Annotated in this window: 11 protein-coding genes; 6 read left to right on the top strand and 5 right to left on the bottom strand. The window is 70.4% G+C overall.

Going from position 1 to position 14,827, the window contains the following annotated elements; genetic code table 11:
• Positions 1–66 precede the first annotated feature (66 nt).
• Both lpdA and FLP10_RS00375 read right to left on the bottom strand, forming a co-directional pair.
• On the bottom strand, positions 67–1,440 hold the full coding sequence (gene lpdA / locus FLP10_RS00380) for a dihydrolipoyl dehydrogenase (protein WP_149159069.1): 1,374 nt from the start codon (positions 1,438–1,440) through the stop codon (positions 67–69).
• Positions 1,441–1,537: 97 nt separating this feature from the next.
• The gene (locus tag FLP10_RS00375; protein ID WP_149159068.1) at positions 1,538–3,007 is read right to left on the bottom strand and encodes a leucyl aminopeptidase; all 1,470 of its coding nucleotides are present in this window, start codon (positions 3,005–3,007) and stop codon (positions 1,538–1,540) included.
• A gap of 86 nt (positions 3,008–3,093) precedes the next feature.
• Between FLP10_RS00375 and FLP10_RS00370 the strand changes: the two genes are divergently transcribed.
• From FLP10_RS00370 to FLP10_RS00355, 4 genes are all read left to right on the top strand, one after another.
• Positions 3,094–4,020 carry a proteasome assembly chaperone family protein gene (locus FLP10_RS00370; protein ID WP_149159067.1) on the top strand — a complete coding sequence of 309 codons (927 nt, stop codon included), beginning with the start codon at positions 3,094–3,096 and terminating at the stop codon, positions 4,018–4,020.
• 227 nt (positions 4,021–4,247) lie between these two features.
• On the top strand, positions 4,248–5,768 hold the full coding sequence (locus tag FLP10_RS00365) for an RNA polymerase sigma factor (protein WP_210418445.1): 1,521 nt from the start codon (positions 4,248–4,250) through the stop codon (positions 5,766–5,768).
• A 7-nt stretch (positions 5,769–5,775) separates the two neighbouring features.
• Positions 5,776–7,044 carry a Mur ligase family protein gene (locus tag FLP10_RS00360; RefSeq protein ID WP_149159065.1) on the top strand — a complete coding sequence of 423 codons (1,269 nt, stop codon included), beginning with the start codon at positions 5,776–5,778 and terminating at the stop codon, positions 7,042–7,044.
• Positions 7,044–7,781, top strand: a complete 738-nt coding sequence (locus FLP10_RS00355; RefSeq protein ID WP_149159064.1) for a type 1 glutamine amidotransferase — start codon at positions 7,044–7,046, stop codon at positions 7,779–7,781. The genes FLP10_RS00360 and FLP10_RS00355 overlap by 1 nt, the downstream gene beginning before the upstream one ends.
• Positions 7,782–7,877: 96 nt before the next feature.
• Here FLP10_RS00355 and FLP10_RS00350 read toward each other — a convergent pair whose 3' ends face one another.
• Positions 7,878–8,108, bottom strand: coding sequence for a DUF7455 domain-containing protein (locus FLP10_RS00350; RefSeq protein WP_149159063.1), 231 nt, complete (start codon positions 8,106–8,108; stop codon positions 7,878–7,880).
• Between the two features lie 147 nt (positions 8,109–8,255).
• On the opposite strand from FLP10_RS00350, the gene FLP10_RS00345 reads away from it, so the two are divergent.
• On the top strand, positions 8,256–10,334 hold the full coding sequence (locus FLP10_RS00345) for a DNA gyrase/topoisomerase IV subunit B (RefSeq protein WP_246150083.1): 2,079 nt from the start codon (positions 8,256–8,258) through the stop codon (positions 10,332–10,334).
• Positions 10,335–10,435: 101 nt separating this feature from the next.
• Here the strand turns inward: FLP10_RS00345 and FLP10_RS00340 are convergent, their stop codons facing one another.
• On the bottom strand, positions 10,436–12,916 hold the full coding sequence (locus tag FLP10_RS00340; protein ID WP_149159061.1) for a DNA gyrase/topoisomerase IV subunit A: 2,481 nt from the start codon (positions 12,914–12,916) through the stop codon (positions 10,436–10,438).
• A gap of 74 nt (positions 12,917–12,990) precedes the next feature.
• Here FLP10_RS00340 and FLP10_RS00335 point away from each other — a divergent pair, with 74 nt between their 5' ends.
• On the top strand, positions 12,991–14,148 hold the full coding sequence (locus FLP10_RS00335) for an alkaline phosphatase family protein (RefSeq protein ID WP_149159060.1): 1,158 nt from the start codon (positions 12,991–12,993) through the stop codon (positions 14,146–14,148).
• A 58-nt stretch (positions 14,149–14,206) separates the two neighbouring features.
• Here FLP10_RS00335 and FLP10_RS00330 read toward each other — a convergent pair whose 3' ends face one another.
• The gene (locus tag FLP10_RS00330; RefSeq protein ID WP_149159059.1) at positions 14,207–14,791 is read right to left on the bottom strand and encodes a DUF3043 domain-containing protein; all 585 of its coding nucleotides are present in this window, start codon (positions 14,789–14,791) and stop codon (positions 14,207–14,209) included.
• Positions 14,792–14,827 lie beyond the last annotated feature (36 nt).

Raw genomic sequence — 14,827 nt, 5'->3', positions numbered from 1 at the left:
CTTGTCTCCTTCACAGCGTGGGACGCATTGTCCAGCATATTGCAGTCGTCTGGGTTGGGTTCGGGGTCAGAGCGCGTGGAGCGGCTTGCCCGCGAGCTTCAGGAATGCCTCGCCGAGCGCCTCGTTCTGCGTCGGGTGGGCGTGGATGAAGGGGGCGACGTCCTCGGGGTACGCCTCCCAGTTCACGGCCAGCTGAGCCTCGCCGATGAGCTCGCCCACGCGGGCGCCGATCATGTGCACACCGACGACGGGGCCGTCGTTCACACGCACGACCTTGATCGAGCCGCTGGTCTCGAGGATGTGGCTCTTGCCGTTGCCCGCGAGGTTGTACTCGTACGCCGACACCCGGTCGGCGCCGAACTTCTCGGCCGCTTTCGCCTCGGTGTAGCCGACCGAGGCGACCTCGGGTTCGCAGTACGTGACTTTGGGGATGTTGACGTCCTCGACGAGGATCGGGTTGAGGCCCGCGATCTCTTCGGCGACGAAGATGCCCTGCTGGAACCCGCGGTGGGCGAGCTGCAGGCCGGGCACGATGTCGCCGACGGCGTAGACGCCCGGCACGCTCGTGCGGAGGCGCTCGTCGGTGATGACGAAGCCGCGGTCGATCGTGACGCCGGCTTCTTGGTAGCCGAGCCCCTGGGTGACGGGGCCTCGGCCGACGGCCACGAGCAGGAGCTCGGCCTCGACGGTGTCGCCGTTCTCGAGCGTGACGACGACGCCGTTCTCGTGCTGGGTGACGCTCTGGAAGCGCACGCCGAGCTTGTAGTCGATGCCGCGCTTGCGGAACGCGCGCTCGAGCTGCTTGGAGATCGACTCCTCCTCGTTGGGCACGAGGTGGGGGAGCGCCTCGATGATCGTGACCTCGGCGCCGAACGACTTCCACACGCTCGCGAACTCGACGCCGATCACGCCGCCGCCGAGCACGGCGACCTTGGAGGGCACGAAGTCGAGCTGCAGGGCCTGGTCGCTCGTGACGACGCGGCCGCCGATCTCGAGACCGGGCAGCGATCGCGAGTACGAGCCGGTGGCGAGCACCACGTTCGCGCCCGTGTAGCGGTCGTCGCCGACCTGCACGGTCTTGGCGCCGACGAGACGCCCTTCGCCCTCGACGACGGTGATGCCGCGGGCCTTCACGAGGCCCTGCAGGCCCTTCCACTTGCTGGTGATGATCGAGTCGCGATAGCCGCCGACCTGCGTCATGTCGACGCCGTCGAGCGTGGCCTGGATGCCGAACTTCGCGGACTCGCGGGCGCTGTCGGCCACCTCGGCGGCGTGCAGCAGCGCCTTGGTGGGGATGCAGCCGCGGTGCAGGCAGGTGCCGCCGAGCTTGTCCTTCTCGATGAGTGCGACGGTCGACCCGAGTTCCGCGGCGCGCAGTGCAGCGGCGTACCCGCCGCTGCCGCCGCCGAGGACGACCAGGTCAAAGTTGTGCTCGGACAAGCCGGTATCTCCCTTGCGCAGGTGGTGTGCGACACGGCTGCGCGGGGTCGTGCCCGGCGCAGGCTGCTCAGGCGACGTTCTCGCCCATAGAACTGTACTACTTGGCTGCGAGCGACTCGCCCAGGCGGATGAGGGTGCGCACCGCGACACCGGTAGGCCCTGCATCGGTGAAGCCCCACGCCGGCCCGGTGTTGTTCGATGGGCCCGCGATGTCGAGATGCGCCCACGGGATGCGCTCGTCGCCGCCCTCCCGATGTCCCACGAACTCCTGCAGGAACACACCGGCCAGGAGCATGCCCGGCACCACCTGGCCGAGCTTCGAGTTCGTGTAGTCCGCGACATCCGACTTCAACAGGCGCTTCAGATCGCCCGGCAGCGGCATCGGCCAGACCGCCTCATCGACCTCCCGTGCTGCCGCGCGGACCTGCTCGACGAGAGCCTCGTCGCCCATCAGGCCCGAGATGCGCTGCCCGAGTGCGACCTGCTGCGCTCCGGTCAGGGTCGCGACGTCCACGATCGCGTCAGGCTGCTCGTCACCGGCTGCGACGAGCCCGTCGGCGAGCACCAGGCGCCCCTCGGCGTCGGTGTTGACCACCTCGACCGTCGCACCGTTCTTCATCCGCAGCACGTCGTTGGGGCGGATCGCCTCACCCGACGGCATGTTCTCGGCCAAGCACAGCCAGGCCGTGACCGCGATCGGCGCACCGACTTCGGCGAGCGCCGTGACGGCGCCCAGCACGGCCGCGGCGCCGGCCATGTCGGTCTTCATGCCGACCATCGATGCCGCGGGTTTCAGTGACAGCCCGCCCGAGTCGAAGGTGATGCCCTTGCCCACCAGCGCGAGCCGGAACGTCGCACCCTCTGGCGAATAGTCGAGCCGAACCAGCCGCGGACCCCGCACCGACCCCTGCCCGACCCCGAGGATCCCGCCGAACCCGCCCTCCGCGAGCGCGGCCTCGTCGAGGACCCGGGCGTCGATGCCCAGCGCCGTGGCCTGGTCGACCGCGATCGACGCGAGCACCTCGGGCGACAGATCGGACGGCGACGCGTTCACCAGGTCTTTCGTGCGCGCCACCGCGCCCGCCACGGCGCGCACCCGCGCGAGACCGATTTCGTCGTCGCCGAACGGGGTGTGCAGCGCGATGCGGGCGACGGGGTGCACGGGCTCTGACCGGTACGCGTTGTAGCGGTAGGCGCCGAGGGCGGCGCCTTCCAGGGCCGCGGCCGCGACCGTCGGGTCGGCGGTCGCGATGCCGATCGCGACCTCGTCGATATCGGCGAGTCGGCGCAGCGCTGCGCCTGCGGCCAGACGCACCGAATCGGGCGTGGCCGTCGATCCGGCACCGGCGACCGCGACCACCGGCGCGCCGTCGAGCCCCGGCAGACGGACCAGTTCGTCTGCCGCACCCTTCGCGCGCAGCCGTCGGAGTGCCCCCGGCACCCATTCGAAGCCGCCGTCGACGAGCACGGAGGGCCCGTCGTCGCCGGCGACGGCGAACAGCAGGACCACGTCGGCGCGGCTCTCGGACGGCGGAGAATCCTGGATGAGCAGTTCGGGCACGGACATGCCTCGATGCTACGTGTTCGCTGTCGGCACACGGGCGGCACGAGACATCCGGCCGGCGGGTCTCGCGACCGAACTACGCTGGAATCATGCGCGACCCTCGGAGCCTGTACGAGCTGAATGCGGATGTCTCGGTGCCCGCGGGCATCCCGCTCGTCGCCGGGTTGACGGGGTTCGCCGACGCCGGCTCGGCCGTGCAGCAGACCACCGACTACCTGCTCTCGACGCTCGAGAGCACGGTGGTGGCTGCGTTCGACGCCGACGAGCTGCTCGACTACCGTGCGCGCCGGCCGATCATCCTGTTCGACGGCGATCACCTCACCGATTACCGCCCGGCGCGGCTCAGCCTCGACCTCGCGCGCGACGAGCTCGGCAGGCAGTTCCTCCTGCTCACGGGATTCGAGCCCGACTTCCAGTGGGAGCGGTTCTCGACCGCGGTGCTGGGCCTGATCGACGAACTCGCCGTCTCGTCGACGACGTGGCTGAATTCGATCCCGATGCCGGTGCCGCATACGCGCCCGATCGGGCTCACGGTGAGCGGCAACCGGTCCGAGCTCACCGACGCGATGTCGGTGTGGCGTCCGACCACCCAGGTGCCCGCGAACGCGCTGCACCTGGTCGAGTACCGGCTGCAGCAGCTCGGTCACCCGACCGCGGGCTTCGTACTGCTCGTGCCCCACTACCTCACCGACGCAGAGCACCCGGGCGCGGCGCTGACCGCACTCGACGCGGTGTCGGCTGCGACGGGCCTCATCTTCCCGACCGATGCGCTGCGCGAGCAGTCGCGCGAGTTCCTCGCCCGGATCGACGAGCAGGTGGCCGAGAATCCCGAGCTGTCGAAGCTCGTCGGCACGCTCGAGGAGCGGCACGATGCCTACATGGAGGGCACGTCGCTGCGTTCGCCGCTCACCGACGAAGACGGCGAGGTGCCCTCTGCCGACGTGATCGCCGCCGAGCTCGAGAAGTTCCTCGCACGCCGTCGCGGTCGCGACGACGAGTCGCCGCTGGGCGGTTGAAGGCGCCAGGCCGCGCTCGTGTGCGCATCCGGCGGCGGCCGGCAGGGAATGTCGCGGCCCCTCTCGTCGTTGTGAAGACGTGGAGATGAAGCGCCCGCGAAAGCCGTTCGGCGACACGTCGAGGCCGGTCGATTCGGGGCGCGCAGGCATGCGGCGGTATAATGGGGGCAGGACCCGTTCAGGTTCGACCGGCGCGATCATCGTCGCGCGATCACGGCGGACTTGACATGGGTCCTCATAGTGTCCGAAAACACCGTGATCCGATCGCGGTGCGAGCGGGCGGCGCGACTGCGTCGCGCGAGGAGCACGTGCCGTCGGCAAGGCAGAAGCCGGCGCGACGGCGAGGAGAGGTGCAGAGTATGGCGAAGGCCGCAACGACGACCGCCAAGGGCGAAACCGAGGCGAAGGCCACGGCGCCCGCGAAGGCGGCCGCGGCAACCAAGACGACGGCGAAGACCGCGTCGAAGCCCGCCGCGAAGGCCGCGACGACGAAGACCGCGTCGAAGCCGGCAGCGAAGACGGCGTCGAAGACCGCGCGCACGTCGACCGCGAAGGGCGCTTCGACGACGGCGAAGTCGAAGGCCGCGAAGGGCGCCGACGACGAGTTCGACGACAGCGACGCCGAGATCGAGGTCGAAGAGGTCGAGCTGGTCGAGACGGCCGAGGTCGCCGAGTCCGAAACGGCCGGCACCGCCGACGAGGCGTCGGACGACACGGATGACGCCGCCGGGGAGTCCCCGGTGGTCGTCGAGCCGCACCCCACGGGCGCGCTCGTGCTGCGTGCCGGTGACGACGAGGACGAAGTGCCGGTCTACTCGGCGCAGATCACCGGTGCCACCGCCGACCCGGTGAAGGACTACCTGAAGCAGATCGGCAAGGTCGCGCTGCTGAATGCGGCCGAAGAGGTCGAGCTCGCGATGCGCATCGAGGCGGGCCTGTTCGCCGAAGAGAAGCTGTCGCACATGAGCGACACCGAGAAGCGCACCCAGCTCGGTCGCGAGCTGCAGTGGGTCGCGAAAGACGGTCAGCGCGCGAAGAGCCACCTGCTCGGCGCGAACCTGCGTCTCGTGGTCTCGCTTGCCAAGCGCTACACGGGTCGCGGCATGCAGTTCCTCGACCTCATCCAAGAGGGCAACCTGGGCCTGATCCGTGCGGTCGAGAAGTTCGACTACACGAAGGGCTTCAAGTTCTCGACCTACGCGACGTGGTGGATCCGCCAGGCGATCACCCGCGCGATGGCCGACCAGGCCCGCACCATCCGCATCCCGGTGCACATGGTCGAGGTCATCAACAAGCTCGCCCGCGTGCAGCGGCAGATGCTGCAGGATCTGGGTCGCGAGCCCACGCCCGAAGAGCTCTCGAAGGAGCTCGACATGACCCCCGAGAAGGTCATCGAGGTGCAGAAGTACGGCCGCGAGCCGATCTCGCTGCACACGCCCCTCGGCGAAGACGGCGACAGCGAGTTCGGCGACCTCATCGAGGACACGGAGGCGGTCGTGCCCGCCGACGCGGTGGGCTTCACGATGCTGCAGAAGCAGCTCGAGAGCCTGCTCGACTCGCTCTCCGAGCGCGAGGCGGGCGTGATCCGCATGCGCTTCGGCCTCGGCGACGGCATGCCGAAGACGCTCGACCAGATCGGCGACACGTTCGGGGTCACCCGCGAGCGCATCCGCCAGATCGAGTCGAAGACGATGGCCAAGCTCCGCCATCCGTCGCGCTCGCAGTCGCTCCGCGACTACCTCGAGTAGGCCGCCGGTGCGCGCTGGTTCCCTGCGTTATGGGCCGGCGATCCTCGCCGGCAGACTCACCAGATTCGCCGCCCGGCTGCGCAAGCCGGGCGGCGGATCCGCGGTTCCGGGCCTCGTCGTCAACCGCATCGCCCCCGGCTACCTGAAGCGCACCCTGTCGGGCTTCCCGCAGGGACTCATCGTGGTATCGGGGTCGAGCGGCAAGTCGACGACGACGAAGATGCTCGTCGCGATCCTGCGCGCCCACGGCGTGGACGTGTTCACGAACCCATCGACGGCGAACATCTCCCAGGGCCTGACGTCGGCGCTGCTCGAGCGCGCCGACTGGCGCGGCCGCGTGCCGGGCGATCTCGCCGTGCTCGAGATGGACGAGGGACACGGCGCCCTGGTCATGCAGGGCGTCGACGCGCGCATCGTCGCGCTCACGAATGTGATGGTCGACCAGATCGACCGGTTCCACGACTCCGACATGGTGGTCGGGATGCTTCGCCGCATCGCCGAGCGCGCGCACGAAGCGGTCGTGGTGAATGCCGACGACGCCGCACTCGAGCGGCTGGCGGCCGCGCTGCCCGGCTCGGTCGCGGTGCACCGGTACGGCGTCTCCGACGACGTGCTCGCGTCGGCGCCGCGAGGCCTCGGCTACACCGAGACCGCACGTGACCGCCTCGACGCCGACGGCGGCCTCGTGGTCGAGGCGGTCGATGGTCGCCGTGCCGTGCTCGTCGACGACGAGGCATCCGTCGACGTCTCGCTGCCCGCCCGAGGCATCCACTACGCCGTCGACGCCGCGGCCGCGTACGCGACCGCGAAGGCGGCGCTCGGCGACCGTTTCGGCCGCGCGACCGCGGCGCAGGCGCTGAGCGAGATCCCGGCGGTCTTCGGCCGCGGCGAGCGCACCACGGTGCGCGGGCACGAGGTCGAGTTCGTGCTGGTGCAGAATCCGGCGAGCTACCAGCTCAACGCCGACGGCATCGAGCCCGGCACCGAGCAGATCCTCTTCGCGATCGGTTCCGACGTGCGCGATCCCTCCTATTTCTGGCCGACGGATGCCTCGAGCCTGCGCCGTGTCGCGATCGTCTCGGGTTCGAAGGCGCACGAGGCGGCCCTCATGCTCGCCTACGACGGCGTGCAGATCGACCGCGTCGAGCCCGACCTGGCGCGCGCCATCGACGACTTCCTGGCGGCCCCCGGCCCCGAGCACGGGGTGAAGACCATCGTGTTCACCGCGGACTCGATGCGCCGCACCCGCGCCCACCTCGGACTCACGGAGGCCTGATGACCTTCACGATCGCGGCGCTCGTGCCGTCGCTGCTGAACACCAACGGCGATGCCGAGAACGCGGCCGTGCTCGCGCAACGCCTCCGTTGGGCCGGGCACGAGGCCCGCATCGCCCGCGTCGAACACGTCGACGAGCTGCCCGACCGGGTCGACGCCGTGGTCGTGGGCTCGGGCAACGACTCATCGCTCGAGGCGGCGCGCGAGCGCCTGCTCACCATGCACGACCAGCTGCGCCGGTGGGGAACCGAGGGCGTTCCGATCCTCGCCGTCGGCACCGGTTGGGAACTGCTCAGCTGGGGCGTGGAGACCGCCGACGGCCGCACCGTCGAAGGACTCGGCGTCCTGCCCGGGCGGGCCGTGCCGCGTGCGGCGGGCCGCGTCACCGGCGAGATCGTGCTGCGGTCGCCGCGATTCGGGCACCTCGTCGGATTCGAGAACCACGCGCGCGACTACGTCCAGGCCGAGGCCTCGCCGCTCGGCCGACTGCTCGCCGGTGCCGGGAACGGCCGCGATTCGGGCCAGGAGGGCGTGGCCATGGGGTGGGTGCTCGGCACGCACCTGCACGGGCCGGTGCTCGCCAAGAACCCCGGGTTCGCCGACGCGATCCTCACCGAGCTCGCCTCGCGCGCCGGCGTGGAGTACGCGCCGGGGGAGCAGGCCGCGATCGTCGACGGCTACGCGAACGAGGCCCGTCGGCTGCTGCTCGAGGCCGCGAAGGTCGCGCTGCCCGGGTGAGGCGCGGCGGCTGCGGCCGTCATCGCCCGCTCCGCGGCATCCGTCGAGCAGAACGACGAACGCCCCGCCGAAGCGGGGCGTTCGTGGAAGACCTGATCAGTCGCGCGTGTCGACCAGCAGGCGGCTCGACTCGTCGTGCCAGCTGTGGGCGATCTGCGACAGCTTCTCTTGGTGCTTGCGACCGTGGTGCGCGCAGAACAGCAGCTCGCCGTTCGAGACGACCACGCGGATGTACGCCTGCGCACCGCAGGCGTCGCACCGGTCGAGCGCGGTGAGCTCGTAGGGGGCCTCGGCTTCGGTCGCAGCGGTCTCGGTGTACTGCGTCATGGCTCCTCCTCCAGTCGGTCACGCTCGTGTTTCCGTTCCTCAATGAAAGCACGGGAATGCCGAGGTCCCCTCCACGTGGGCTGGCATTTCGCTGTGCGCGTAGCGCCTGACGCACGGTGTCGCCGGGCGTCAGTATCCTTGACCGTCGTGAGCTCCGACTATTCCGCCCGCCATCTCTCCGTGCTCGAGGGCCTCGAAGCCGTGCGCAAGCGACCGGGCATGTACATCGGTTCGACCGACTCGCGCGGCCTCATGCACTGCGTGTGGGAGATCATCGACAACTCGGTCGACGAGGCGCTCGCGGGTCACGGCAGCGACATCGAGGTCGTGCTGCACCGCGACGGCAGCGTCGAGGTGCGCGACCATGCGCGCGGCATCCCCGTCGACATCGAGCCCAAGACCGGTCTCAGCGGTGTCGAGGTCGTGTTCACGAAGCTGCACGCCGGCGGAAAGTTCGGCTCGGGCTCGTACTCGGCGTCGGGCGGTCTGCACGGTGTCGGTGCGTCCGTCGTGAACGCGCTGTCCGAGCGGCTCGACGTCGAGGTCGACCGGGGCGGAAAGACCTGGGCGATGTCGTTCCACCGCGGCGAGCCCGGGCGTTTCGCCGACGGCGCCGACGGGCCGAGCCCGCTGTCGCCGTTCTCGCCGTTCGAGCAGTCGAGCGAGCTGCGGGTGGCCGGCAAGGTCGCCAAGGGCGTCACCGGCACGCGCATCCGGTACTGGGCCGACCCGCAGATCTTCACCAAGGGCGCGAGCTTTCAGCTCGAGGAGCTGCTCGCCCGCGCCCGCCAGACCGCGTTCCTGATCCCGGGTCTGGGCATCACCGTGCTCGACGAGCGCGGCGACGAGCCCGAGACCCATGGCTTCCGCTTCGAGGGCGGCATCAGCGAGTTCGTCGAGCACCTCTCGACCGACGGCCCCGTCACCGACGTCTGGCGGCTCAACGGCGATGGCCGGTTCACCGAGACGGTGCCGGTGCTGAGCGACCGCGGCGCGATGGTGCCGACCGAGGTCGAACGGCACTGTCACGTCGATGTCGCGCTGCGCTGGGGCACCGGGTACGACACGACGGTGCGCACGTTCGTGAACATCATCGCCACGCCGAAGGGCGGCACGCACCTTGCCGGCTTCGAGCAGGGCCTGCTCAAGGTCATCCGCAGCCAGGTCGAGCAGAACGCGCGGCGGTTGAAGGTGGGCAACGACAAGCTCGACAAGGACGACGTGCTCGCCGGCCTCACGGCCGTGCTCACGGTGCGCCTCGCCGAGCCGCAGTTCGAGGGCCAGACCAAAGAGGTGCTCGGCACGCCCGCGGTGCGCTCCATCGTGGCGTCGGTCGTGCAGAAGTCGCTGGCCGAGCGGTTCGCCTCGACCAAGCGCGACGACAAGGCGCAGACCGCACTCGTGCTCGACAAGGTGGTCGCCGAGATGAAGGCGCGCATCTCCGCGCGCACTCACAAAGAGACCCAGCGTCGAAAGAACGCGCTCGAGTCTTCGTCGCTGCCGGCGAAGCTCGCCGACTGCCGATCGTCGGATGTCGCGCACAGCGAGCTCTTCATCGTCGAGGGCGACTCCGCGCTCGGCACGGCCAAGCTCGCTCGCGACAGCGAGCACCAGGCACTGCTGCCGATCCGCGGCAAGATCCTCAACGTGCAGAAGGCGTCGATCGCCGACATGCTCGGCAACGCCGAGTGCGCCGCGATCATCCAGACCATCGGCGCAGGCTCTGGGCGCACCTTCGATCTGTCGGCGGCACGCTACGGCAAGGTCATCATCATGAGCGACGCCGACGTCGACGGCGCGCACATCCGCACCCTGCTGCTGACGCTGTTCTTCCGGTACATGCGCCCGATGATCGAGGAGGGGAGGGTCTTCGCCGCCGTGCCCCCGCTGCATCGCATCATCGTGCAGAACCCCGGCACCAAGCCGAACGAGACGATCTACACCTACTCCGAGGCCGAGTTCGCCGCGGTCACGAAAGACCTCACCCGCCGCGGCCGCAAGTTCGGCGAACCGCAGCGCTACAAGGGCCTCGGCGAGATGGATGCCGATCAGCTCGCCGTGACCACGATGGATCCGAAGCATCGCATGCTGCGCCGCGTCGGGGTCGCCGATGCCGAGCAGGCCGGCCGGGTGTTCGAACTGCTGATGGGCAACGACGTCGCGCCGCGCAAGGAGTTCATCATCGACAGTGCCAACGGACTGAGCCGCGAGCGCATCGACGCGTGAGGCGCTGCGGGCGGGCGTCACGCGAGGTGCGGCCGCGCCGCACCTCGGCCGGGGGTGTGCGGCCTTCGGGCCTCAGCCCCCGGTGCGGGGCGGCGTCGCGGTCAGCCGATCCGTCGTCCGATGACCGCGACGGGCGCGTCGAGCGGGGTCCCCGAAGCATCCCGCTTCGCAAGCGCCTCGGGAAGCTGGCGCACGCTGCCGTCGGCCCCGAGCGCGTGCGCCGGCTCGGGCCCGGCCCACGCCACCGACAGCGCGTCCTGACCCTTGAGGAACCGCTGGGCGCGCACCCCGCCGGTCGCCCGGCCCTTGCCCGGGAACTCGTCGAACGACGAGGTCTTGGCCGAGCCCGGGTCAGCGCCGAGCAGCGTGTCGGTGGCCGCGGCGACCGTCACCACGACGCTGCGTTCGAGATCGCCGCGTTCGATCACGGAGAACCCGACGACACGGGCGTCGGCGGCGAGCTTGATGCCCGCCATGCCCCCCGCGGCACAGCCCTGCGGACGGACGGCCGACGCCGGGAAGTGCAGCAGCTGCGCATCGCTGGCGATGAACACCAGTTCGTCGTCGTCGCCGCCCTGCGCCGCGCCGACCACCGCGTCGCCGGGCTTCAGCGCGATCACCTCGAAGTCGGGCCGGTTCGGGTAGCCGCCCGGCTGGACGCGCTTGACCACGCCCTGCGCGGTGCCGAGCACGATCGGCTGGTCGGAGGTGAGCGAGACGAGCGCGAGCACCTGCTCGGAACGGTCGGCGAGGCCGAGGTACTCGCCGACGCGCACTCCGGCGCCGAGCTGCGGCGCGTTCGGCGGCAGCTGCGGCAGGTCGAGCGGTGAGAACCGGATGAGTCGGCCGCGACTCGTGACCGCCCCGATCTCGCTGCGGCTGGTGGTGTCGAGCACCGACCTCACCGCATCGTGCTTCGAGCGACGAGTGGGGACCGTGATGGCCAGCTCGTCGGCGCCGTCGGGGCGATCGATCCTGGCGATGCGGCCGGTCGCGCCGAGCAGCACCCGGCACGGGACATCCGCGTGCTCGAGCGACGCGGCCGACGCGGCCGCCGCAGCGCGCCGCGCCGCAGGCGGCAACGACTTGACCATCGTGAGCAGCGTGCGGCGCGGCGTGCCGAACCGCTCAGCGATCTCACCGAGCTCGTCGGAGACCAGCGCGCGGATGCGCGCCGAGCTGGCGAGCAGCTCCTCGAGGTGGGCGATGTCGGCGAGCAACTGGTCGCGCTCGGTCTCGAGCTCGATGCGCGAGAACTTCGTGAGCCGGCGCAGCCGGAGTTCGAGAATGTACTCGGCCTGCACCTGACTGAGGTCGAAGACCTCTTGCAACCGAGTGCGGGCGCGGTCGGCGTCGTCGCTCGAGCGGATGACCTGGATGACCTCGTCGATGTCGAGGATCGCGACGAGCAGGCCCTCGACCAGGTGCAGCCGTTCGCGCCGCCGGGCGAGCCGGAATTCGCTGCGCCGCGTGACCACCCGTACGCGGTGGTCGATGTAGACCTGCAGCAGCTCTTTCAGCCCGAGAGTCTGCGGCTGGCCGTCGACGAGCGCCACGTTGTTGATGGCGAAGCCGTCTTCGAGCGGCGTCAGCCGGTAGAGCTGCTCGAGCACCGCCTGCGGGTTGAATCCCGTCTTGATGCCGATCACGAGGCGCAGCCCGTGCTTGCGGTCGGTCAGGTCGGTGACGTCGGCGATGCCGGTGATCTTCTTGGCGTTGACACCGTCTTTGATCTTCTCGATGACCTTCTCGGGGCCGACGAGGTAGGGCAGCTCGGTGACGACCAGGCCCGTCTTGCGGGCGGTGAGCTGTTCGACCGCGACCTTCGCGCGCGTCTTGAACGAGCCGCGGCCCGAGGTGTACGCATCGCGCACGCCGTCGAGCCCGACGATCGTGCCGCCCGATGGGAAATCGGGGCCGGGCACGAACTCCATCAGTTCGTCGAGCGTCGCCTCGGGGTTCGCGATCAGGTGGCGGGCGGCGTGCACGACCTCGACGAGGTTGTGCGGCGCCATGTTGGTGGCCATGCCGACCGCGATGCCACTCGCGCCGTTCACCAGCAGGTTCGGGAACGCCGAGGGCATGACCTCGGGCTGCTGCAGTTTGCCGTCGTAGTTGGGCACGAAGTCGACCACGTCTTCGTCGAGTCCCTCGGACATCGACACGGCGGGCGCGGCAAGACGTGCCTCGGTGTATCGCGACGCGGCCGGGCCGTCGTCGAGCGAGCCGAAGTTGCCGTGGCCGTCGACGAGCGGCACGCGCAGCGTGAAGGGCTGGGCGAGCCGCACGAGGGCGTCGTAGATCGCCGAGTCGCCGTGCGGATGGTACTTGCCCATCACCTCGCCGACGACGCGGGAGCTCTTCACGTGCGCACGATCGGGCCGCAGGCCCATCTCGGTCATGCTGAAGAGGATGCGACGCTGCACCGGCTTCAGGCCGTCGCGGGCGTCGGGCAGCGCCCGGGAGTAGATCACCGAGTACGCGTACTCGAGGAAGGAGCCCTGCATCTCGGTGGAGACGTCGACGTCTTCGATGCGCTCCGCGATCGGCGTGTCGGTGGGCTCGTCGGCTGCTCGGGTCATCCGTCTCTCGGGGGCTCGGCGCGGTGCTCGCGCGATGGAACGGTTCGCGCCCGGCCTGTGCCAGACTGGGCGCGATGCCTGCCATGCTACCGGTGCCCGACGACACCGTTCTGCGGCCGGCCGCGATCCTTCCGAGCGTGACGGCCGCCCTCGCCGGGGAGGCGAACCCGCTCGGCCTCCCCGGCGCCCGCAGCGCGATCGTCGCGCTCGTCGACGGTCTGGGTGCCTCGAACCTCGCATCGCGGGCCGGGCACGCCCGGCATCTCGCGGGTCGGATGTCGCGACGCGACGTGATCCGCACGGTCTTCCCGTCGACGACCGCCGCCGCCATCGCCTCGTTCTCGACGGGCGAGCCGCCCGGCGTGCACGGCATCGTGGGCTACCGGGTGCTCGAGCCGGCGGCCGATCGCGTCGTCAACCAGCTCAACGGCTGGGACGCGGGTCTGCTGCCCGACGACTGGCAGCGATCGGCGACCTGGTTCGAGCAGGCGGTGGCCCGAGGCATCCGCACCGTCGCCGTCGGCGCCGCCCGTTACGCGACGTCGGGGTTCACGCGCGCGGTGCTGCGCGGCGCCGAATACCGGGCCGCAGCGACCATCGCCGACCGGGTCGACGCGGCGCTCGAACTGATCTCGGGCGTCCAGCCGACCATCGTCTACCTCTACATCCCCGAGCTCGATCAGCTCGCGCACTCGCACGGGTGGGAGTCCGAGCGCTGGCTGGCCGCGCTCGAGACCGTCGACGCCGAGCTCGCCCGGCTCGACCGGCTCGTTCCCCGCGGCACGGGCACCCTCGTGACGGCCGACCACGGCGTGGTCGACGTGCCCGCGCATCGGCACGTCTTCGTAGACGACCGACCCGATCTGCTCGACGGGGTGCGGCACATCGCGGGAGAACCGCGTTGCCTCGCGTTGCATCTCGACCCCTCGCTGCCGGATGCCTCGCGCGCCCGACTCATCGACGGCTGGCGCCGCGCCGAAGAGGGCCGGTCGTGGGTCCTCACGCGAGACGAGGCCCTCACCGCCGGTCTCTACGGCCCGGCGGCGCGGATTCCACTCGAGGTGCGTGCGCGGATCGGCGATGTGCTCGTCGCCGCCCGCTCCGGCATCGCCTATTACGACCGGCGCGAGACGAACCGCACGGCTGAGAAGATGATCGGGCAGCACGGGTCGTGGACCGACGAAGAGTCGCGGGTACCGCTCATCCGGGGCGCCGCGTTCCTGCGCGACTGATCGCTCGGCGCGTCGGGTTCGCTGAGCGCGTCAGGTTCGCCTGGTGGGCCGGGTTCGCTCAGAGCGCCGGGTACTGGCGGCGCTTCACCTGCGGCTTCGGCAGCCGGAGCGGGCGCAGCTGCAGCGCGCGCATCGCGGCATACCACCGCACGCGCTCGGCGCGGTCGCCGTACTTCGAGCGCAGCTTGCGGGTGAGCAGCTGGCCCAGGATGATCACATCGATCACCGCGACGGCGAAGAACACCCACAGCAGCAGGATCGACAGGGCCTGCACCTCGTAGCTCTGCACGAAGGTGAGCACGATCACGAGGAACATCACGGGGATGAGCATCTCGCCGATGCTGAAGCGGGCGTCGACGTAGTCGCGCACGAACTTCTTCTGCGGGCCGCGGTCGCGGATCGGAAGGTACTTCTCCTCGCCGTTCGCCATGCCGACGCGGGCGCGTTCGCGCGCGTCGGCGGCCTTGGCCTTCGCCTGGCGGGCGGCCTCCTTGCGGTCGTTCGGCACGAGCGGGCGCTTGCGCGCGGCCTCACGCTCGGCGCGGGTGGGCGTCGGGACGCCCTTGCCCGCCTTCAGACGCGCCTCGGTGTCGGCGAGCGTCTCGGGGGCGGGCTGGTCGGTGTTGTTCGCGTTCTTGGCCACGGGATTCCTCGGATCGGTTCTCTTAAGATTACCGGC

Source organism: Agromyces intestinalis (assembly GCF_008365295.1).
Classification (GTDB): Bacteria; Actinomycetota; Actinomycetes; order Actinomycetales; family Microbacteriaceae; genus Agromyces; species Agromyces intestinalis.
Note: the sequence above shows the minus strand (reverse complement) of the source record. Positions and strands in the feature narration are given on the sequence as shown.

What these genes read in the sequence shown, in the direction of transcription:
- FLP10_RS00335 (WP_149159060.1), top strand. Translation starts at nt 12,991, where the DNA reads ATGCCTGCCATGCTACCGGTGCCCGACGACACCGTTCTGCGGCCGGCC.
- FLP10_RS00350 (WP_149159063.1), bottom strand. Translation starts at nt 8,108, where the DNA reads ATGACGCAGTACACCGAGACCGCTGCGACCGAAGCCGAGGCCCCCTAC.
- FLP10_RS00365 (WP_210418445.1), top strand. Translation starts at nt 4,248, where the DNA reads ATGGGTCCTCATAGTGTCCGAAAACACCGTGATCCGATCGCGGTGCGA.
- FLP10_RS00355 (WP_149159064.1), top strand. Translation starts at nt 7,044, where the DNA reads ATGACCTTCACGATCGCGGCGCTCGTGCCGTCGCTGCTGAACACCAAC.
- FLP10_RS00370 (WP_149159067.1), top strand. Translation starts at nt 3,094, where the DNA reads ATGCGCGACCCTCGGAGCCTGTACGAGCTGAATGCGGATGTCTCGGTG.
- FLP10_RS00340 (WP_149159061.1), bottom strand. Translation starts at nt 12,916, where the DNA reads ATGACCCGAGCAGCCGACGAGCCCACCGACACGCCGATCGCGGAGCGC.
- FLP10_RS00375 (WP_149159068.1), bottom strand. Translation starts at nt 3,007, where the DNA reads ATGTCCGTGCCCGAACTGCTCATCCAGGATTCTCCGCCGTCCGAGAGC.